This is a genomic window from Streptomyces sp. NPDC101234, assembly GCF_044767525.1.
Lineage (GTDB): Bacteria > Actinomycetota > Actinomycetes > Streptomycetales > Streptomycetaceae > Streptomyces > Streptomyces sasae.
Map to the genome: position 1 here is coordinate 45,158 of NZ_JBIWOA010000051.1, position 19,904 is coordinate 65,061.

General features: G+C 67.8%; 16 protein-coding genes. 6 read left to right on the plus strand and 10 right to left on the minus strand.

Features of this window, described 5'->3' with window-relative positions; translation table 11 throughout:
* The first annotated feature begins 36 nt into the window (after nucleotides 1–36).
* Nucleotides 37–702 carry a winged helix-turn-helix transcriptional regulator gene (locus ACIRR9_RS50155; RefSeq protein ID WP_403766946.1) on the plus strand — a complete coding sequence of 222 codons (666 nt, stop codon included), beginning with the start codon at nucleotides 37–39 and terminating at the stop codon, nucleotides 700–702.
* Nucleotides 703–777: 75 nt separating this feature from the next.
* On the opposite strand, the gene ACIRR9_RS50160 is transcribed toward ACIRR9_RS50155, so the two are convergent.
* Both ACIRR9_RS50160 and ACIRR9_RS50165 read right to left on the minus strand, forming a co-directional pair.
* Nucleotides 778–2,022, minus strand: coding sequence for an NADH:flavin oxidoreductase/NADH oxidase family protein (locus ACIRR9_RS50160; RefSeq protein ID WP_403766949.1), 1,245 nt, complete (start codon nucleotides 2,020–2,022; stop codon nucleotides 778–780).
* A 111-nt stretch (nucleotides 2,023–2,133) separates the two neighbouring features.
* On the minus strand, nucleotides 2,134–3,615 hold the full coding sequence (locus tag ACIRR9_RS50165) for an amidase (RefSeq protein WP_403766952.1): 1,482 nt from the start codon (nucleotides 3,613–3,615) through the stop codon (nucleotides 2,134–2,136).
* 119 nt (nucleotides 3,616–3,734) lie between these two features.
* Between ACIRR9_RS50165 and ACIRR9_RS50170 the strand changes: the two genes are divergently transcribed.
* Complete coding sequence (locus ACIRR9_RS50170; protein ID WP_403766955.1) at nucleotides 3,735–4,307, plus strand: TetR/AcrR family transcriptional regulator; 573 nt, start codon at nucleotides 3,735–3,737, stop codon at nucleotides 4,305–4,307.
* Nucleotides 4,308–4,718: 411 nt separating this feature from the next.
* On the opposite strand, the gene ACIRR9_RS50175 is transcribed toward ACIRR9_RS50170, so the two are convergent.
* Nucleotides 4,719–5,588 carry an alpha/beta fold hydrolase gene (locus ACIRR9_RS50175; protein ID WP_403766958.1) on the minus strand — a complete coding sequence of 290 codons (870 nt, stop codon included), beginning with the start codon at nucleotides 5,586–5,588 and terminating at the stop codon, nucleotides 4,719–4,721.
* A gap of 891 nt (nucleotides 5,589–6,479) precedes the next feature.
* On the minus strand, nucleotides 6,480–7,331 hold the full coding sequence (locus ACIRR9_RS50180; protein ID WP_403766961.1) for an alpha/beta fold hydrolase: 852 nt from the start codon (nucleotides 7,329–7,331) through the stop codon (nucleotides 6,480–6,482).
* Between the two features lie 536 nt (nucleotides 7,332–7,867).
* Here ACIRR9_RS50180 and ACIRR9_RS50185 point away from each other — a divergent pair.
* Nucleotides 7,868–8,473, plus strand: a complete 606-nt coding sequence (locus ACIRR9_RS50185; RefSeq protein WP_403766964.1) for a TetR/AcrR family transcriptional regulator — start codon at nucleotides 7,868–7,870, stop codon at nucleotides 8,471–8,473.
* Between the two features lie 294 nt (nucleotides 8,474–8,767).
* On the opposite strand, the gene ACIRR9_RS50190 is transcribed toward ACIRR9_RS50185, so the two are convergent.
* On the minus strand, nucleotides 8,768–9,583 hold the full coding sequence (locus tag ACIRR9_RS50190; protein ID WP_403766966.1) for an amidohydrolase family protein: 816 nt from the start codon (nucleotides 9,581–9,583) through the stop codon (nucleotides 8,768–8,770).
* Nucleotides 9,584–9,645: 62 nt separating this feature from the next.
* Between ACIRR9_RS50190 and ACIRR9_RS50195 the strand changes: the two genes are divergently transcribed.
* Nucleotides 9,646–10,419 carry a GntR family transcriptional regulator gene (locus tag ACIRR9_RS50195; protein ID WP_403766969.1) on the plus strand — a complete coding sequence of 258 codons (774 nt, stop codon included), beginning with the start codon at nucleotides 9,646–9,648 and terminating at the stop codon, nucleotides 10,417–10,419.
* Nucleotides 10,420–10,463: 44 nt separating this feature from the next.
* Entirely contained in the window at nucleotides 10,464–11,741 is a 1,278-nt protein-coding gene (locus ACIRR9_RS50200; protein WP_403766972.1) for an MFS transporter, read from the plus strand.
* An 895-nt stretch (nucleotides 11,742–12,636) separates the two neighbouring features.
* On the opposite strand, the gene ACIRR9_RS50205 is transcribed toward ACIRR9_RS50200, so the two are convergent.
* The 5 genes from ACIRR9_RS50205 to ACIRR9_RS50225 form a co-directional block, all read right to left on the minus strand.
* The gene (locus ACIRR9_RS50205; protein ID WP_403766975.1) at nucleotides 12,637–13,494 is read right to left on the minus strand and encodes an alpha/beta fold hydrolase; all 858 of its coding nucleotides are present in this window, start codon (nucleotides 13,492–13,494) and stop codon (nucleotides 12,637–12,639) included.
* Nucleotides 13,495–13,847: 353 nt separating this feature from the next.
* The gene (gene dmpG / locus ACIRR9_RS50210; RefSeq protein WP_403766978.1) at nucleotides 13,848–14,876 is read right to left on the minus strand and encodes a 4-hydroxy-2-oxovalerate aldolase; all 1,029 of its coding nucleotides are present in this window, start codon (nucleotides 14,874–14,876) and stop codon (nucleotides 13,848–13,850) included.
* Nucleotides 14,873–15,817, minus strand: a complete 945-nt coding sequence (locus ACIRR9_RS50215) for an acetaldehyde dehydrogenase (acetylating) (RefSeq protein ID WP_403766981.1) — start codon at nucleotides 15,815–15,817, stop codon at nucleotides 14,873–14,875. Before ACIRR9_RS50215 ends, dmpG begins: the two co-directional genes overlap by 4 nt.
* A gap of 30 nt (nucleotides 15,818–15,847) precedes the next feature.
* Nucleotides 15,848–17,587, minus strand: coding sequence for an IlvD/Edd family dehydratase (locus ACIRR9_RS50220; RefSeq protein ID WP_403766984.1), 1,740 nt, complete (start codon nucleotides 17,585–17,587; stop codon nucleotides 15,848–15,850).
* Nucleotides 17,588–18,094: 507 nt separating this feature from the next.
* Nucleotides 18,095–19,117 (minus strand): NADPH:quinone reductase, encoded by a 1,023-nt coding sequence (locus tag ACIRR9_RS50225; RefSeq protein ID WP_403766987.1) that lies wholly within the window; start codon nucleotides 19,115–19,117, stop codon nucleotides 18,095–18,097.
* A gap of 104 nt (nucleotides 19,118–19,221) precedes the next feature.
* On the opposite strand from ACIRR9_RS50225, the gene ACIRR9_RS50230 reads away from it, so the two are divergent.
* Entirely contained in the window at nucleotides 19,222–19,356 is a 135-nt protein-coding gene (locus ACIRR9_RS50230; RefSeq protein ID WP_403766990.1) for a hypothetical protein, read from the plus strand.
* Nucleotides 19,357–19,904 lie beyond the last annotated feature (548 nt).

Below are 19,904 nucleotides of genomic sequence, written 5' to 3' on the forward strand. Positions count from 1 at the left end.
GTCGGCCGATCGGAGCATGTCATTAGAGTGGGACACATGGGAGCGGTACGCATGTACGGGCAGGCCTGTCCACTGGCCATGGCGATGGACGTTCTTGGCGAGCGCTGGACCGTACTCATTCTCCGCGAACTGTTGCTGGGCCCGAAGCGGTTCAGCGAGATTCTCGACCGCATGCCGTCGATCGGACCGAATCGCCTGACCGACCGTCTTCGCAGCCTGCGCTCAATCGACGTCGTGTCCAAGGCCGAGCCGACGCCGGAGTACTCCCTGACCGAGTTCGGTGAGGGGTTGAGGATCCCGGTCATCGGGCTCGGTCTGTGGGGTCTTGGTCTCATGAGTGACGGTGTCGATCCGTCCACCGCTCGAACGGACATGGTGGCGCTGTGCATGACAGTGGCGATCGCCCCGGGTCGGCTGGCCGGCCTCGCCCTGGAATGCGACGTCGACGCCGGCGAACGGTTCTCCATGACCGTCGATGACGGGACGCTCCGGGTCCGGTCCGCGCCGTCACACACGACGTCGTCCACCACTGTGTCCTGCGATGCGGGAACGTTCATCGCTCTGTCGCTCGGGAATGAGAAGCCGTCCGCCGCTTCCGAGTCCGGGCGCCTCACAGTGGACGGTGACGTCGAGGCGGTGGATCACCTCTTCGTGGCCTTCGCCGAGACAGCCCGACGGCTCACTTCTGACCGATGGGCCTGATCAGGCATCAGCGGGCACTGCTGCGGCCCGCCGAGGGGCAACGTCGTCGGAGCCCAGACGGGCCCCGAGCCCGCGTCAGACCCCGCGCTTGCGACGGAAGGATGCGCTGCCGTTTCGCCGGACCATCGAGATGGTGGTCGCCAGCCGCCCACGACGCAGGTCGGGTTCGAGTCCGGCGCCCAGTCGATGCAGTTGATCGGCGTGCCAGCTGAGGTCGAGCACTCCGTCGAGTGCCTTGAGGTCGGCGATCTTGCCGAGTACGCGGCGCATCCCGTAGCGCAGCTGGTGTGCGACGACCGCTTCGGCACGTCCCGTGAGGATCATGTCGGCGGCGTCGGGCGTCGTGGCGGTGGGTCGCCCCAGACCGACAACATCGCACTCGCCCTGGGCGACGGCGTCCGCCATCGCTTCACGGGAGCGGAAGCCGCCCGTGACCGCCAGCGGAATGTCGCCCACCAGGGCGCGCACCGTCCGGGCGTAGTCCAGGAAGTAGGCTTCCCGGGCGCGCGTCGACGCGGCTGAGGCACCCGTCATGGCCGGCGACTCGTAGTTCCCACCGCTGACCTCGATCAGGTCGAGCCGTTCCTCTGCCAGCGCCGCGACGACCGCGCGGGACTCCGTCTCCGTGAAGCCACCGCGCTGGAAGTCGGCCGAGTTGAGCTTGACCGCGACGGAGAAGCCCGGTGACACCCGTGACCGTATGCGTCGTACGACCTCGATGACGAAGCGCATCCGCCGCTGCGGGTCTCCGCCCCATTCGTCGTTGCGCTGGTTCGACAGAGGGGAGAGGAACTGGTTCACCAGGTATCCGTGCGCCCCGTGCACCTGCACCCCGGCGAAGCCGGCCTCCTCGCACACCGCGGCCGCCGTCGCGAACCGCTCGATGATGTCCTCGATCTGCTCGACCGTCAGCTCGCGAGGCTTGGTGGCACCAGGCAGTGTGAGCGGGATCGCGCTGGGCGCGACCGGTGTGTGGCCGAGCGCGAGCAGGTTGGCCTGGCGGCCCGGGTGGTTGAGCTGCACCCAGGTCGGAATACCGGCGTCCTTGGTCGTAGCGGCCCACCGCATGAGCCAGGCGAGGTCACGTTCGTCCTCGATGACGACGTTGCCCGGCTCGCCGAGCTGAGTGCGGTCGACCATGACGTTTCCGGTGATGATCAGTCCGTACCCACCCCTGCTCCAGGTCCTGTAGAGCTGTTCGAGACGACGGTCCGGGGCGTTGCTCTTGTCGGCGAGTCCTTCGCTCAACGCGGACTTCATGATCCGGTTGGGCAGTGCCTGGCCGTTGGGCAGGGTCAGGTGGTCTTGAAGGGACGTCATGGACTGGTTTCCTTCGGTCGAGGTGGGTGGCAGGCCAGAGACGTGTGCGGGTGCTCATGATTCGACGGGCATCGGCCGGCTCGATCGGCGACCCGAGTCGGCCGATGCCCGTCAGGCGAAGGCCGGAGGCGGCACGAACCCCTCCACCTCCCGGCCGAGGAGAGCGGCGAACTCTATGGTCGTGAGGTCGCCTCCGCCGGGTCCCATGGCCTGCACCCCGATGGGCAGTCCGCTCCGGCCCTTGCGCACGGGAATGGTCGTCGCCGGCCCTCCGGACACATTGGCGATCGCGTTCCACTTGACCTGGTCCCAGTAACTGCGCCGGACGCCGTCGACGGTGTAGGGCCGCCCGAACCGGTCGATCAGCTTGTTGTGGTGGGCGGGCGCGGCCGTCGGGGTGACCGGCATGAGGACGATGTCGAAGTCCTCGAAGAACTCGAACCATCGCTGGCGGATCTCGTCCCGCGCCGTGTGGGCGTGAAGCCACTGATAGTGGGACTGGAAGGTGCCTCGGAGGGCGGGACCGGCGTCGCCGCGCGGGTGCTGTACAAGTCTGGCCAGCAGGGCGGCATTGGAGGCAGGGGTCAGACCAGTCCGGTCGAAAGTGAACGCACCGTAAACCAAGGGCAGGAAAGCCTTCTGGTTCGTCGCGATGTCGACGGGAAGGCTCGCAGGTTGGACCGTGACCTTGGCTCCCGCTGTCCGGAGCACCGCGAGTGTGTCTGCCACGGCCTGCGAAACGTCGTCGTCGACCGGACACGACGGATCCTCGCTCCATACGGCGACCCGGAAGTCGGCGAGTTTCGTCGCACGCGGCGGTGCGAGCGTGTAACTGAAGCCGGAATCGTAGTCGGCTGTACCGACAACCGCCTGCAGCACGGGGACGAGGTCCCGTGCATCGCGGACCTGCGCGCCGCCGCAGGCCATGTCCATATCGGTCCACCGTCCCGCCCCCGGACCGTAGGGAACGTGTCCGATGAGGGGGATCGACCGCCAGGTCGACTTGTGCCCGTACAGACCGGTGAAGTGGGACGGGATCCTGGTCGATCCGCCGATCTCCGAACCGAAGTCGAACGCCGTCAGGCCTGCGGCGGTGGCGACGGCCCCGCCGCCGGCGGACCCGCCTGACGTGCGGGTGGTGTCCCACGGGTTCGATGAGGGGCCGAACACCGGGTTGTCGGCCTGGACGTCCTGGTTGCCCGGCGGCATGTTGCTCTTCCCCATGATCACGGCACCCGCCGAACGCAGCCGCCTGACCGCCTCCGCGTCCTGGTCAGGGACGTAGTTCTGCAAATCCGTACGCCCACAGACAGTACGCATTCCCGCCGTCTCGAAGCTGTCCTTGACGGTGATGGGTACTCCATGCAGCGGGCCCAGGTCGCGCCCCGCCGCCCGGGCGGCGTCCGCCTCCGTCGCCTCACGGCGGGCACGCTCTGGGTCGAGCGTCACCACCGCCTTCAGTGCGGAGTTGTGGGCCGTGATCCGTTCGAGGTAGAGGTCGACGAGTTCCCGGCTTGAGACCTCACCCGCGGCCAGCGCGCGAGACTGCTCCACGGCAGACCTGAAGAAAACGTCACTCACTGCAAGCCTCATCTCCGACCGTGGCACAGCGGGCCCAGGATTACCTGTCGATCGTAATATTATGCGCGTCAGACAATAGATTAGGATGGAGTGTGTGGCAATGGCCTCACAAAATTGATGGGAGTGACCCTGTGGCGCGCTACACCAAGGAGCACAAACCGGTGACGCGGCAACGGATCATCGAACGGGCCGGGCAGCGGTTCAAACAGGACGGTATTGACGGCTCCGGCGTCTCCACGCTCATGTCCGATGCCGGGCTCACCAACGGCGCCTTCTACGCACACTTCAAGTCCAAGGACGACCTCGTCGCCAATGTCGTCACGGACCAACTGCGAACACAGTTGGCCGCATATGACACACTCCGGCCTGGCCGTCCAGGGCTTGAGGAGCTCGTTCGCACATATCTGTCACCCGAGCACCGGGACAACGCCGGCACCGGATGCCCGTCCGCCGCCCTGCTCGATGAGATCGGCCGCTGCGGGGACGCGACCAAGCAGGCCTACACCGACGGCGCGAGGGCCATCATGGAAGAGATCGCCGCCCGCCTGGCACCCGAGAACCCAGGGGCCGCCCGCCGGAAGGCCATCGGCCTCTTCACCATGATGGTGGGGACGCTGCAACTGTCACGAGCCCTCTCCGACCGGGAGTTCGCCGACGAGGTACTGGAACAGGGGATAGAAAACGCTCTGGCCATGATGCGCTGAAGGAGCCGGTCGATTCGCGGCCGGGAGGCACGTCTGACCGAGGGCGACGGCGCCGAGGCGAGAGAGCGGTCCGCAGCAGGGCATCGCCGTCAGTGAAACCGTGATCCTCGCGCACGATGTCCGCCTGGACACCGGCTCACTTGACAGGTACCACCGGGAGCAGCCAGACCGACCTACCGACTCGGCCGGCGGGCCCCGACCGCGCAGCCCCAAGACACATCCCCGAATCGAACATATCGTCGCCCGCCGGCGAAGCCGGGAGATCTTCCGAGTCTCCTGTCACATAGATGACGGCAAGCCCGTCCACCGGGTCGGCGGGTCGCCTTCTCAAACAGACGGCCCTTACCGCTCACCCGTAGCGTCACGGCTCAGAGGGCGCGCCCAAGTTCGAGCCGCGACCGAACTCCGGGGCTACTGCCGCGCGAGGAATTCGAGGGCCGTCTTCACGAACTCCCTGTGGAACTGGAAGATACCGCCGTGGCCGGCGTCGGGGTAGATCACCAACTCACCGTTCGGCACGCGGCGGGCCAGGTCGTGCGAGTTCTTCGTCGGGACCATCCTGTCGCTCTCCCCGTTCGCGACGAGTACGGGCTGGTGGATGACGGAGAGGTCCTGGGGCCGCTCCTCCCCCCAGCGGTGAATGGCCTTGAGTTGCGACCGGTACGCACCGAGGGCGATCGCCTTGTCCCGCCCCTGGGTGCGCTCCTTGAGACGGGCCAGGAACTCCTTACCGGCCCGGCGCCCGTTGGCGGTACGGGTGAAGAAGAGGAACTGCTTCGGGTCCTGGAGAGTGAAGAGCGCCCGGACAGTGTCGATATTGGACAGCCGGGTCACGTCCTTGATGCCCTCACCGCCCGCAGGACCCGTGCCCGAGAGGATCAGCTTGCGGACGAGTTGCGGCTCGTCCTGCACGATCACCTGCGCGACCATGCCGCCCATCGAGAAGCCGTGCAGGTCCACCTGCTCGAACCCGAGCGCCCGGATGAAGGTGACGGCGTCCTTCGCCATCTCCTGGATGGTGCGCGGCGTCGAACCGGTGGACGCGCCGACACCCCTGTTGTCGAACGTGATGACGCGGTGCTTTGCCGCGATGCCGTCGACGACCCTGGGGTCCCAGTTGTCGAGGACCCCGGCGAGATGGTTCAGGAAGATCACCGGAACTCCGGATCTGGGACCGAGCTCTCGGTAGGCGAAGGTCACTCCCCCGGCGGTGACGGTGCGGTTCGGCGCGTTCTTGTACGACGTCACCACGTCGTCTCGTGCTTCTTGGGTGCCGCTCACGGCCAGCTCCTTCGACTTGAGGGCTGAATAGCCAGCCCTTCCCTGACTGCTTCGGCTGCAGTCGGCTTGGTCGACGGTCGAGGCCAGGGCCGGATCCAGGCTCGAAGGGTCCTTACGGCATCGCGTCGATGTTTAAATTATGACCGTAATCCAATGTGGGCGCAAGCAGATTGGCCACAACGGATGACGTCACCTTGGGGCGGGGCGTTCGTAGCCGTCGGCGAGCGCGCGATCGGACCGAAAGAGCGGTGCATGGAGTATGCGTTCAGCATCGCCGGACCGTGCGGGAGCAGACCCAAATGGGGCGTGCGGGGCCCTCGGCCGCCAGGTCACCCGCAGTCCGCGGAACCCAGGGCCCGAACGGCAGTCCGCGGAGCACATGCCGATGCGCCGGATGACAAGCAAAACAGGCCAACCGGGCCAACTCGGCGTGTGCGCCTCCACCCAGGGGAGCACGACGCTCGATAACCCGCCCGCACTACGGCGCGGCCGACCCAAGGCCAATGGCGCGCCGCAGGGTAACGGCAGGCCGGGCTGTGCATGCTGTCCCCCTGGGGCGACGGCCGGGTGCGCTGCCATCCCGCCGCGTCGTCGTTGTTCGTGCTTCTTCCGAAGCGGAACCCGGCGAGCCCTCGATCCGCCACGAGGTTTCCTGGTCGCAGACCGGCGCGCGACGGATCCGGGCCGAGGAGGACATCCGGTCCGAGATCGGAGTGACGCCACGAGATCGCGTCACCCGGGTAATCCGAGCTCCGACCGGACTCATCGCGGTGATGCTCGGCAATCGGGGCAGGCGCCGACTCACACGGTCGTGAGACGGCGCCTGCCCCGATGGGCCACCGGCCGCCAACTCGCATCATCAGAGCTGGTCGGCCGGTGGGGTCTGCGTGGTCAGGAGGCCAGGAAGTTGGCCACCTGCTTGCTGAACGCCTCGGCGTACTGGAAGAGGAACCCGTGGCCGGAATGGGTGTAGAGGACGAGGGTCGCGTTGTCGAGGTGCTGGACCGCGACATAAGAAAGGTGGGCCGGCATCATCACGTCGTCCACACCGTTGGCGTAGAGGACGGGGTGCTTGATGGCTTCCAGCTCCGCCTGCACCTCCTCGAACGGCCGCCCCAGGAGCTCAGCCGCAGCGGTGAGCATGCCCTGCGCCGCCGTCTCGGAGACGGCAGGACCACCGGACGCAAGGCGGGTCGAGACGTGCGAGAGGTGCTCGCGCCCGGCGGCGCGCCCCTGATCCGTCTCGGGGTAGAACAGGAACAGCATGTCCTCCGCGTCGGCGTCGGGCTTGTTCATGATGCCCAGGACCTTCTCGTTGAAGGGCGGGGCATCAGGCGCCCAACCGGCCGGCCCGCTACCCGCCACGACAACCTTGCGGACCAGGTCCGGGCGCCGCAGGGCGACCCGCTGGACCACGATGCCACCCAGGGACCAGCCGAGCAGGTCGACCTGCGTGAGGCCGAGGGCCTCGATGAACTCGATGGCGCCCTGAGCGAACCCTTCGAGAGAATCGCGCGGTTCGCCGTCGGTGTAGCCGACGCCGACGTTGTCGAAGAGGATCACGTCATGGTCGGCGGCGAGGTAGTCCAGGAACTCCGGGTCCCACCAGTCGATGGTCCCGCGGAAGCGGTTCGCGAGGACCAGCGGTACGCCGCCCTGCGGGCCCAGCCGCCGGTAGGTGAACCGCGCGGACGGACCGTCGACGGTACGGTCCTCCGCCTTGTCTGCCAGATACGTGCTCATGATGTCCCTCTCTTGTTGCGGGTGCGTGAGGTCTCACAGCCCAGGCCAGGCAGACCCGCGGGATGCTCGCCGAAAGCGCGCAGCGACCGCGGACGGGTTCATTGCGCTGACGCTGACGCGTCGGCACCACAGTCGACCTGCGCCAATGGGCGGATCGAGTCCAGGGAAGGTCAGCTCGCGCCAGATGACTCCGGCGTCTCCCCGCCCGCTCCGATCACTTCGAACTCCGCCCGACCGAGCAAGCAGGGCTACGCCCTTCAGGGCCAGGCGATTAAATTACGTTCGTAAGACTATTCCTCAAGGGTCACTGGCGCAAGCACCTCGCCCCGAGGGCTCGGCACGCAGCATGCGAGCAGGCCCTGGACGGCGGCAGGGCGAGAGCGGCGCACACCGGAGGGCGCGGAGAGGATCAGCGCCGCACAGCCACGGTCCGGGGGACCACAACATCAAGGACTTATTGAATTACGTTCACAATGCAATACAGTTGGGGACGGCCGGTGAAGGGCTGACGACCCTTCCGGCGAGCGAAGGAGCGAGTGGTGCGATACGGGAAAGAGCACAAGCAGGCGACCAGGCAGCGGATCATCGAGATGGCCGGCCGCCGATTCAAGCGGGACGGCATCGACGGCTCGGGCATCTCGGCGCTCATGAAGGATGCCGGGCTCACCAACGGCGCCTTCTACACCCACTTCACATCGAAAGACGACCTCGTAGCCACCGCGGTCACCGACCAGTTGCAGGCACAGAACGCGAGCATCGTCGCTCACGCGGCACCCGGGCGCGCCGGGCTCGAACAGATCGTGCGGTGGTACCTGTCCGCCCAGCACCGCGCCGGCCCCGAGGAAAGTTGCCCGTCCGCCGCGCTGCTTGACGAAATCGCACGTTGCTCAGACCTGACGAAGCAGGCCTATACCGACGGCGTACTGCTCGTCATAGACGGCATCGCCGCCCGCCTGGCACCCGATAATCCACTCTCGGTCCGCACCAAGACGCTCAGCGCCTATGCCATGATGGCCGGCACTCTACAGCTCTCCCGATCACTTTCCGACCAGCGACTGGCCGACGAGCTCCTCGAACAAGGCATCCACAACACTCTCGCGGTGCTGGGCGTCGAGTATGAGCACACTGGGGAGTCGAACTGACGCACCCGGATACGTCGGCCTGCAGGAGCAGGGCAGGGCTCGGATCCCTCTCAAGGCCAGCCGACGCTCCGAGCGCCCAACAGTAAGGCCGGCCGCCGACCCCAAGCCGCGATCGCACAGCTGCACGACAACGACGCAGAGAGCGTTCGACACCACGGCGCGATCTTGCCGAGGAAGAGACTGCCACGGGCCGGATCGCGCCGCATCGTGAGATGTCTCGGTCCCAGAGAGAAGCCGCGCGCCCGCCGCCGCGCACGCGCCTGGCGGCGGGCGTTCCTGACATGTGTCCGAGGCTCAGACGCCTGCGAACAGCCTGCGTGGGTTGGCACACAACACCTCGGAGAGCTCCGAGGCGCCTAGTTGCCGTGTGAGCCAGGACAGCGTGTCGCGGTAGGTCTGGTCCTCCTCATGCTGGGTCCAGGGCCAATCGCTGCCCCATACGGTCCTCTCCGGCCCGACCGTCTCGAGCACGTGGTGCAGCATCGCGGACGCCGCGCCGGGGGCCGAACGGTAGGGCGCCGACGCCTTCACCCACACGTGGTCGGCCGTGAGCAACGTAGTCAGTGCGGCGGCCCCAGGCCAGGAAAGTCCCGTGTCGAGGGCCAGGCCCAAGTGGTCGATGACCACCGTTCCGGGCCAACGCAGCAGCCAAGGCAACAACTCAGCCCACTGCTCGGCACGAGCCTGGACTTCAAGGTGCAGATTCCGAGCCGCCAGCGCGCGGCCGAGGCTCTGCCATCGAACCTCACCGAGAAGCGGGACCGGACGCCCGACGAGGTTGAGACGGATACCGCGGACGCCCGCCTGAGTCAGCCGGTCGAGCTCGTCCTGAGAGGTCTCCGGGTCGATCACGGCTATGCCCCACAGACGATGGGGGGCCTTGCCCAAGGCGTCGAGCAGGTACGAGTTGTCAGTGCCGAGGAAGCTCGGCTGGACCAGTACGCCGGCCGCCAGGCCGCAGGCGTCCAATGATTCCAGATACCCGTCCAGGGTGGCGTCGTAGTCCGGGCTGTAACGGCGCGTGGGGGTCAGACGCAACCCACGGGTGAAGACGTGGGCATGCGTGTCGACGGCTCCGTCGGGGACAAGGGCAGGCTCGGTCGATGTCACATCAGAAGAATAGTCCTATGAAGGACTAGACGTATGTAGGGATGCCGGGCATGGTGTGGGACATGCAGTCACTGTCGCCCGCATCCGACGACTCCGTGAGTCCCGGCCAGGCCGCTCTCGCCCGGACCGACCCTCGGCTTCCCTTGCACGCCCGCCTTCGTGAGGTGATCGCGGACCGGGTCCGGGCTGGGGAATGGGCCCCTGACGAGCCCCTGCCCGCCGAGTCCACCCTGGTCGCTGACTACGGCGTGTCCCTGGGCACCATGCGACGGACCTTCCGAGACCTGGTCGACGAGGGTCTGTTGGAACGGCGACAGGGGTCAGGCACATTCGTCCGCCGGGCGTCCCTCGGGGCATCCCTCTTCCGCTTCTTCCGCTTCGGAGATGCCGGAAACGGATTCCCGCAGAGCCGCATCCTTTCCAGGGCGCGCCAAGTAAGCACGCAGACCGTCGCCGCCGCACTGGGCCTCGAAGTCGGCAGCGAGGTACTGCACCTGCACCGACTGCGGCTGTACGAGGAGAAACCGGTCCTGGTCGAGGACATCTGGGTACCGCTGCCCCTGTTCGAAGCGCTGGAACGCGTTGACCAGGACGACCTCGGCGACCTTCTGTATCCCACCTACGAGCGCGCTTGCGGGCAGGTCGTCGCGGCCGCGACGGAGGAACTCACCGTCGACGTGGCCACTGCGGGGGACGCCCTCCTCCTTCAGTGTGCCCGCCACGACCCCGTCGTCGTCATCGACCGCGTTGCCCGCTCCCACGACGCGACTCCTCTGGAGTACCGCCGCTCACGTGGACTGGCCCGCACCTTCCGCTACCGCATCGACCTGCACTGACGCTCACTCACCACCGGCACTTCCGCACAAGAAAAGAGCCGCTCATGTTTGCCTGGTACCGGGACACGAACAAACCACAACGCCGAGCCTTCTGGGCCGCATTCGGCGGCTGGACGCTGGAAGCGGCCGATGCCCAGATGTTCGGGCTCGTCCTGCCCACCCTGCTGGCCGCCTGGCATCTGAGCACCGGAGCCGCCGGCACACTCGCCTCCGTCACCCTCATCTGTACGGCGATCGGCGGCTGGCTCGCCGGCTGGGCCTCCGACCGTTACGGCCGAGTCCGGGTCCTGCAGTGGACCATCCTCGTCTACTCCACCGCCACCGTACTGATCGGCTTCACCACCGACTACTCCCAACTCATGACGCTGCGCTGCATCCAGGGCTTCGGCTTCGGCGGCGAATGGGCGGCAGGAGCCGTACTGGTCAGCGAGTACATGGGTACCCGTCACCGCGGCCGGGCCCTGGGCACGGTACAGAGCGGATGGGCCGTGGGGTGGGGCCTCGCACTGGCCGCGTACACCGTCCTGTTCACGGCCATACCGGAGCAGTGGGCCTGGCGCTCGATGTTCTGGCTGGCCGCGCTGCCCGCAGTCCTCGTCATCGCCATCCGCCGCAAGGTGACCGACCCGCCCCTCTACCAGCAGAGGGCCGCCAAGTCCGAGACCCGGATCTCGCTCCTGCGAATCTTCCAGCCCGACCTGCTGCGAGTCACACTCCTCGGTGCACTGCTCGGTCTCGGCAGCCACGGCGGCTACTACGCCCTCACCACGTTCCTGCCCACCTATCTGCGCACCGAGCACCACCTGTCCGTACTCAAGACCAGCAGCTACCTCGCAGTCTTCATCGCTGCCGCCTTCTTCGGATACGTCAGCTCGGGCTTTCTTTCCGACCGCATCGGACGCCGTCGCAACATCGTCCTCTTCGCCGCGATGTGCCTGGCCTCAGTCGTCGTCTACCTCTTCTTGCCGATCACGGACACCCAGATGTTCTTCCTCGGCATTCCGCTCGGCTTCTTCTCCGCGGGCATCCCGGCAGGCCTCGGCTCCCTCTTCGCCGAGCTCTACCCGACGGCCATCCGTGGCACCGGGCAGGGCTTCTGCTACAACTTCGGCCGCATCGTCGCGGCTGCCTTCCCCGCCCTTGTCGGCTACCTCAGCGACCAGATCGGCATGGGCGCCAGCATCGGCCTGTTCGCCGGCAGCGCCTACGGCATCGCCGTACTGGCCGCCCTCCTGCTCCCCGAGACCTCCCGCCAAGAACTCGACGACTCGGCTGCCACCCACCCGGACCACGATCAGGTGACACAGCCCACCACAGCCTGAGAGCCTGTCGGGTGGCCCGTCGATCACGCTGCGACGTGGTCGTCCACGGGCTTGGTTCGGGTGGTCTTGCGGTGGGATTCAGGGCTCCATCGCGATGACTGTCCAGCGAACCGGACCAGCATCAGGTGCATCATCGCAACCTTAATCATGGCCTCGAAGGCCTCGGTCAGCCGTTCGTAGGCGCGGGCCAGGCAACGGTTACGGACCAAGTAGCCGCTTGGGTCGGCCGCGCGGTGAGGCACTCGCCGTGGGGCAAGTCCTGTTCCGCGCGGCCTCCCGCCGAACCGGACATGACGGCTTCCCGGTCATCCGGCTCTCCGGTGACTACGGCGTGAGTGGTCCGGCTATCCGTTCTGGGTGGATGCTGTCGTGGCAAATGTCGCAGGTCACGACCGTTTTACGTCGTCGATGAAGCTGTCCCCTTCACCTTGTGATCCAGGTGAGTCATCGGGCCCAGAACCTCCTTCCGACTTCCTCCCGGCTGAGCCGGGTACACCAACGGAGCGCCTCGTGGCGCACAGACTTCGCTCCACCACCCAGCGGCGGGGAAGGATCTTGAAGCCTTTGACGTCGTCGGTCCGCTTCACAATCTCGACGACGATGCCCAACGCGTCACGAGCCCATGAAAGCACCGTGGAATCAGCGGAGTTGGCATATCCGCCGTCGGCCCACGCGCCTCGCCACCCTCGCTGATCTTGATCGACTCAGCGTCGATCACGGCGGCAGACGGCTCGGGACCGCGTCCGGACCTGGCGGAGGAGCTCGTCGTGGACGGCGGACCACCTTTTCGTAGGTCACGCACGGGAAGGGGCCGTTGGGCCATCGCCATACCGGAGGGCAGATCGCGATCTTCACGCTTCGCGCATGACCAGCTACCCGACAGGCTCTGAGCCAGCTAGGAGGCGGCGAGGAAGCTGGTCACCTGGGCGGTGAAGTCCTTGGCGTGCTGAAAGAGGAAGCCGTGGCCGGCGTCGCTGTAGAGGACGAGGACGGAGTTGTCGAGGTGCTGGACGGCGACGTAGGAGGCGTGGGCGGGGATCATCACGTCGTGCAGGCCGTTGGCGTACAGCACGGGGTGCTTGATCGTCTTCAGCTCCTCCGCCACCTCCGCGAAGGGACGCGCCAGCATCTTGTCCAGCGCGGCGAGCATCCCCTGGGTCGCCTCCAAGGACGCCGGGGGGCTGCCGGCGTCGAGCCTGGTGGCGAGGTTGTCGAAGTGCCTACGGGCGGCCGCATTACCCGCCTCGGTGTCCGGGTAGAACAGGAACGTCAGGTCACCCTCGGTGAATTCGGGCATCCTGGGCATTATGCTCAGGACCTTCTCACTCATGGGCGGCGTGTCGGGCAACCAGGCGGCCGGGCCGCTGCCCGCCACGATGAACTTGCGCACCAGGTCGGGGCGGCGCAGGGCCATGTCCTGGGCCACGACGCCGCCCATCGACCACCCGAGGAGGTCGGCCTTCGGCAGGCCAAGGGCCTCGATGAACTCGACGGCGCCGTCAGTGAAGCCCTGCAGCGAGTCGCGTGGCTCACCGGTGGTGTAGCCGACACCGACGTTGTCGAACATGATCACGTCGTGATCGGCGGCAAGCAGGTCGACGAACTCCGGGTCCCACAGGTCGATGGTGCCGCGGAAGCGGTGCAGCAGAACCAGCGGGGTGCCGCCCCGCGGACCCAGCCGCCGGTAGGTGAAGGTCGCGGAGGGACCCTCCACTGTGAGGTTCTCGGCCTTGTCCGCCAAGTACGTAGTCATGTCGTCCTTCTTTCACTGGTGGGTGTGCTTGGAGTCCCACGGCCTCATCGGGGTTCTCGCGGGTCCGGAGCGGAAGTCGTTCGGCGAGCAGCCGCAGGGATGCGGGCTGTCGGCAGCACGAGCGCGACACCGGTTCCGGTACCCCGCTGGCCGAGGACGGTGTTGGCCGCACAGTCGAAGCGCACCTGCCGGGTTGGCCAGGCCGCCACCCGCGCCACCACTGTGGGCCCGGGTTCCGCTGCTTCCTTGGCGCACAGCGGCAACACGATCCCGTCGCCGTCCTCGACCGGGGAACTTCGACGGCGCCAGGCACGGGAGGGCATGCGCGACCCGTTCGTTCGCGTGGGTCGGGCTCAGGGGGTGGCGGGGGCCGCGGCTCGCTGTCCGAGGAGTTCGAGTGCGATGTCGGCCAGCATGTCCTCCTGACCGGCGATCAGTTTGCGGCGCCCGGCCTCGATGAGGATCTGCCGTGTCGACAGGCCGTACTGCTCCGCCACGTGCTCGGCATGACGGAGGTAGCTGGAGTAGACGCCGACGTAGCCGAGGGTGAGGGTCTCGCGGTCGACGCGCACCGGCCGATCCTGGATGGGGCGGACCAGGTCGTCGGCGGCGTCCTGCAGCGCCCAGAGGTCGCAGCCGTGTTCCCAGCCGTACAGGTTCGCCGCCGCCACGAACGCCTCGATCGGGCAGTTTCCCGCTCCGGCGCCGTGGCCGGCCAGCGACGCGTCGACCCGTACCGCACCGGCCTCGACGGCGGCGAGGGAGTTCGCCACCGAGAGCGAGAGGTTCTCGTGGGCGTGGATGCCGATCTCGGTGGTCTCGTCGAGAACATCGCGATAGGCGAGGATGCGGTCGCGCACGCCGTGCGGCGTGAGGTGGCCGGCGGAGTCGGTGACGTACACGCAGTTCGCCCCGGCGGCCTCCATCGTCCGGGCACAGGCTGCCAGTTCCTTGGGTTCCAGGCCGTGCGACATCATCAGGAACGCCGCCACGTCCATGCCCAGTTCACGGGCCCGGCCGATGTGCTGGATCGCCACGTCGGGCTCGGTGCAATGGGTGGCGACCCGGACCGAGGTGACGCCGAGCTCGAACGCGGCCTCGAGATCCCCGACCCGGCCGAGGCCAGGCACCAGCAGGGTGGCGACCCGGGCCCGCTCGACGGTCTCGGTCACTGCGCGGATCCACTCCTCGTCGGTGTGGCTGCCAGCTCCGAAGGTGAGGGTCGAACCCGCGAGGCCGTCACCATGGGCGATCTCGATCGAGTCGACACCGGCCCGGTCGAGTGCGCCCGCGATCTCGCGGACGGTTTCAGGAGCCATGCGATGCCGTATGGCATGCATACCGTCGCGCAGGGTGACGTCCTGGACGAAAACTCGGGTCACGAAGCACGCTCCATGAGGTTCTCGGTCCGCCGAAGCCGCCGCTCAGCGGCCCCGACGGCGGCGGCGGTCATGATGTCGAGATTGCCGGCATAGGCCGGCAGGTAATCGGCGGCGCCCTCCACTTCCAGATAGGTGGTCACCTGCAGTCGCTCCCCCGGTACGAGCGAGGGGCTGATGCCCCGTAGCGGGACGTCGGGGCCGATCTCGGCGAACTGCACCTCGTGCTTGAGCCTGTAGCCGGGAACGTAGGCGGACACCTCCTGGACCATCGCATGAACCGAGGCACGAACGGCGTCGCGGTCGGTCTCGGCGCCGACCAGGCAGTGCACGGTGTCGCGCATGTGGACGGGCGGGTCGGCGGGATTGAGGATCACGAATGCCTTCCCGAGCCGCGCGCCGCCGACCACCTGCAACGCCCGGGACGTGGTGATGGTGGTCTCGTCGATGTTGGCCCGGGTGCCGGGTCCGGCGGAACGCGACGAGATGGAGGCAACGATCTCGGCGTACTCGACCGCGGCGACCCGCGACACCGCGGCCACCACCGGGATCGTGGCCTGGCCTGCGCAGGTCACCATGTTGATGTCACCAGCGTCCGTGTGGTCGTCTCCGTTGACGGAGGGCACGACCATGGGGCCGGCTGCGGCAGGCGTCAGATCGATCATCCGGATCCCGTGCGCGGCCAGCGGAGCGATGTTGTCGGCATGGGCGGAAGCCGATGTGGCGTCAAAGGCCAGTTCGATCTCGTCGATGTCCGGCCAGGCGAGCAGACCCGCGACACCCTCCGAGGTGGTGCGGATCCCGAGATCACGCATGCGGCGCAGACCATCGGACCGTGGGTCGATTCCGACGACGCCGGCGAGCTCCAGCACGGGACTCCGCATGATCTTGAAAGCGAGGTCGGTGCCGATGTTTCCGGAGCCGATGATGACGACTCGTACCATTTTCTCTCCTGTACTTTCGCGCGTATGCCGTCAATGGCTCTCACGGGGGATGCCCGCGGGCCGGCGGCCCACGAGGAAATCGAGATCTGCGCCCCGGTCGGCCTGCAGAACGTGCCGGTGGTGGAGGAGTTCGTATCCAGAGCTGGGCGGGAAGGGGGGTGGTGCGGCCTCGGCGGCCCGTGCGTCGAGTTCGGCTTCGTCGACGATCAGGTCGAGGCTTCGACGGTCGACGTCGAGGGCAATCCGGTCGCCGTCACGGACCAGGCCCAGCGGCCCGCCGGCCGCGGACTCCGGTGCCACGTGCAATATGACGGTCCCGAACGCGGTCCCGCTCATCCGCGCGTCGGAGATCCGCACCATGTCGCGCACCCCGCGGCGCAGCAGCTTGGCAGGGATGGGCAGGTTCCCGATCTCGGGCATGCCCGGATACCCCTGCGGCCCCGAGTTGCGCAGGACGAGCACGGAGTTCTCGTCGACCGGCAGGTCGGGATCGTCGATGCGCCGGTATAGGTCCTCGCGGTCGTCGAAGACGATGGCGGGACCTTCGTGTCGGAGCAGATGTTCGCTGGCCGCGGCCGGTTTCACCACGGCGCCGGAGGGGGCCAGGTTGCCGCGGAGCACCGCCAGGCTCGCGCCCTTCTTCAGCGGGTCGTCGAAGCGGCGGATGACCGGGTCGTACCAGTCCCGCTCCGCGGGCACCTGGTCCCCCAGGCGACCGGTGACGGTGGTCGCCTCCGCGTCGAGGAGGTCACGCAGTTCGTGGAGGAGGACGGGAACGCCCCCGGCCTCGAAGAAGTCCTCCATCAGGTGCTCGCCCGCCGGCTGCAGGTCCACCAGGAGGGGCACCTTCTGCGCTGCTCGATCGATGTCGTTCAGGTCGAACGGCACCCCGACGCGGCCGGCGATCGCGATCAGGTGAAGCACGGCGTTCGTCGAACCGCCGGTGGCCGCCAGCGCCACCACTCCGTTGCGAAACGCCGCCGGGGTCAGGACGTCCGAGACCCGCACCCCGCTGCGCACCAACTCCACGGCCTGTCGCCCGCTGTCCTGGGCGAGAACGCGACGCCGCGCGTCGACAGCGGGGATCGCGGCGTTTCCGGGCAGGGCGAGCCCCAGGACCTCCATGAGTACGGCCATGCTGGACGCCGTTCCCATCGTGTTGCAGTGGCCGTTGGCGCGCCACATGCACGACTCCGCGCTGACGAACTCCTCGTCGGTCATCCGTCCGGCCCGCACCTCGTCGCTCATCCGGTACACGGCGGTCCCCGAGGGCAGCGGACGCCCCCGGTAACGGCCGGTCAGGGTGGGGCCACCGGAGACCACCACCGTGGGCAGGTCGGCGCTGGCCGCGCCCATGACGAGGGCAGGCGTGGTCTTGTCGCAACCGCCAAGCAGGACCACTCCGTCGAGCGGGTTCGCTCGGATGGACTCCTCTACGTCCATGCTGACCAGGTTGCGGTGCAGCATGGTCGTGGGTCGCATCAGCGTCTCGCCGAGCGACATCACCGGGAACTCGACCGGGAAGCCCCCTGCCTCGTACACGCCGCGCTTGACGGCTTCGGCCAAGTCGCGCAGGTGCGCGTTGCACGGTGTGAGCTCGGACCACGTGTTGCAGATGCCGATGACGGGGCGGCCGTCGAACATCCGGTGCGGCACGCCCTGGGCCTTCATTCCAGAGCGCCGGGCGAACGCGATCTTCTCGGTTCCACCGAACCAGGCCTGCGATCGGCTCTCCGGGCGAAGCACATCGTTGTTCTCTGCTTCCGGCACGGTGTCTCCCTGTTCTGTCGGATCGTCAGAGATCCGGCTTCAGAGTGTTGCCGCGTCACCGCCGGGGTGCGAGTGGCCAGGGCACATCTCGCACGCCGCCGGCGCGGTGTGCGACTATCTCGCAAGGGTGAATCGTGGGCATGCATGGGGGCACGGTCGGGTTTGAACGCAATCGATGTCCCAGCGACCCGTTCGGGCTGTTCACGGTGGCCCGGCCGGAGTCGGGTCTCGCGGAGGTCACACGGGAACCGGGGGTGCCCGCGGACGCCGAGGCGTACGCGGGCACCTGGCGCAGCTGGTACTCCCGTCCATGGATCGGGGCGGCGTGGCGAGCTGCCCTGGGCGAACCACGACGAGCCGCGCCGGGCGTCACTCGACGAGCCGCGTGTCGGGTTCGGGGCGCCGGATGTGCCCGAGGAAGCGCGCCCAGCCTGTGCTCGCCTGGCACCGGCTCCCTCCCTGGCCGGACTCGGTCCTTGGGCTGGAACGGCGTGTGGCCGGTCCGACTCAGGACGAGGGGGCCACATCGATGAGGACCTTGCCCACGGTGTCGTTCTCCACCGCAGCATGGGCTTCGCCAGTGCGTTCGAGTGGGAATCGGTGCAGGGGCAGGCCCGCGTCCTCACCCACACGCAAAGCGCCGTCGGCGACCGCCGCACGGACATCGGCGACCGCGTTGTCCTTGGCTGTCTCGGGAACGGTGTAGACGAGGATGCCCTGCCAACGCAGGTTCGGCGTCATGGCCTCCCCGATCGGGAACGTGAGGTCGAGCCCGCCATTCGCAGCATAGAAGGCGATGACCGCGTTCGGGGCGGCCACCGCGTGGTCGAGGGCGGAGTTCACCGCGGGTGCGACCTCCACAATGATGTCCACGCCCTGAGGCGCGAGCCCCCTGATCACAACGGCGGCATCGTCACTGCGGTAGTTCACGACATGGTGGGCGCCAGCGGCCGCGGCCAACTCTGCTTTACGAGGCCCGCTCACCGTGGTGATCACACGCGCTCCAGCCCATCGGGCGAGCTGAATGGCGGCGTTGCCGACCGCTCCGGCACCGCCCGCGACCAGCACGGTCCTCCCTTCCAGGGCGCCCGGCGCGAGTCGGCCGGGGCCACCGTCCGCCACAGTCAGTGCCCGATGTGCGGTGAGTGCCGGAATGCCCAGCGCCGCACCGAGGTCGAACGACGCCCGGTCGGGCAGCACAACGGCCTGCCGCTCCGGCAGGACCACGTACTCCTGGGCCGTGCCGTCGGCCCGCTGCCACGCGGCCTCCCACATCCACACCCGCTCACCGAGCCTCGCCTCGTCCACTCCCGGGCCGACCGCGTCGACGACCCCCGCACCGTCCTGGTTGGGGACCTGTTCGGAACAGCCCTCGGTCACACCACGCGTGCGCATCTTCCAGTCCGTCGGATTGACGCCGGACACCTGAACCCGCACCCGCACCTCACCCGGCCCTGGATCGGGTACCGCCCGTTCGGTCAAGGTCAGGACGTCGGGGCCGCCTGCATCTCTGTACACGATTGCCTTCATGCAGACATGAAGCCACCTCCCAGAGCCTTCATTCCCGCCGCTTCCTGACGAAAGGGCCGCGGTCCCGCTTCCGCCTCGAGCCGAAGCGGGGGTTCCAGCCGGCCATGGGACGTGCGGTGGAGATCAAGGGCTTCGAGGACCTGCTGGAAGCCCCCCACATCTTCGGTACGCGGGACCAACGGGTGCCGCACCTCCTGCTCGCACCCACCACACACGCGGAGGTCCTTGCCGACCACTAGCGGCAACTCCCAGGCGATGGTCCACTACTACGCGATCGATACGACGCTCCTGCCTCGGTTCCCGCCCCAGTACCGGTCGTGGTTGCAGATGGTCTCGCCGCCCCAGTGAAGGTCGGCCACAAGCCCACGTCGGACTCACCGCACCGGCTTCATTCATGGAGCAGGCCCGGGGAAGGCTCTTGACCGTCGGGCACCTTCGCCCAGTGACCTTGTTCATGGGTCATCCGGACATGAACACGCTCCCCCTGTCCGGTGCGCGCGTCCACGACGCATGTCCCCCGCGGGTCCGCCCGATGACCAGCATCCCCGCCGCACGAGCCCAACCATGACAGGCGGCAGAGCCTTGCGCATGAAACCGATCCCCCACGTCAACCGCCCCCGCCAGCCGTGTTCCCCGCAAGTCTCGGGCGCGGAGCCCTTCCCCAGATCGACAGCGTGACCCCGAAAGGATGCTGGGTTTACTTAAATATACTCAGCCAGGTACTGTCATCACCGGCAACACCGACCCCGCCTCACGGGAACCCGCACAACACCCGCCCCGCGTGGAG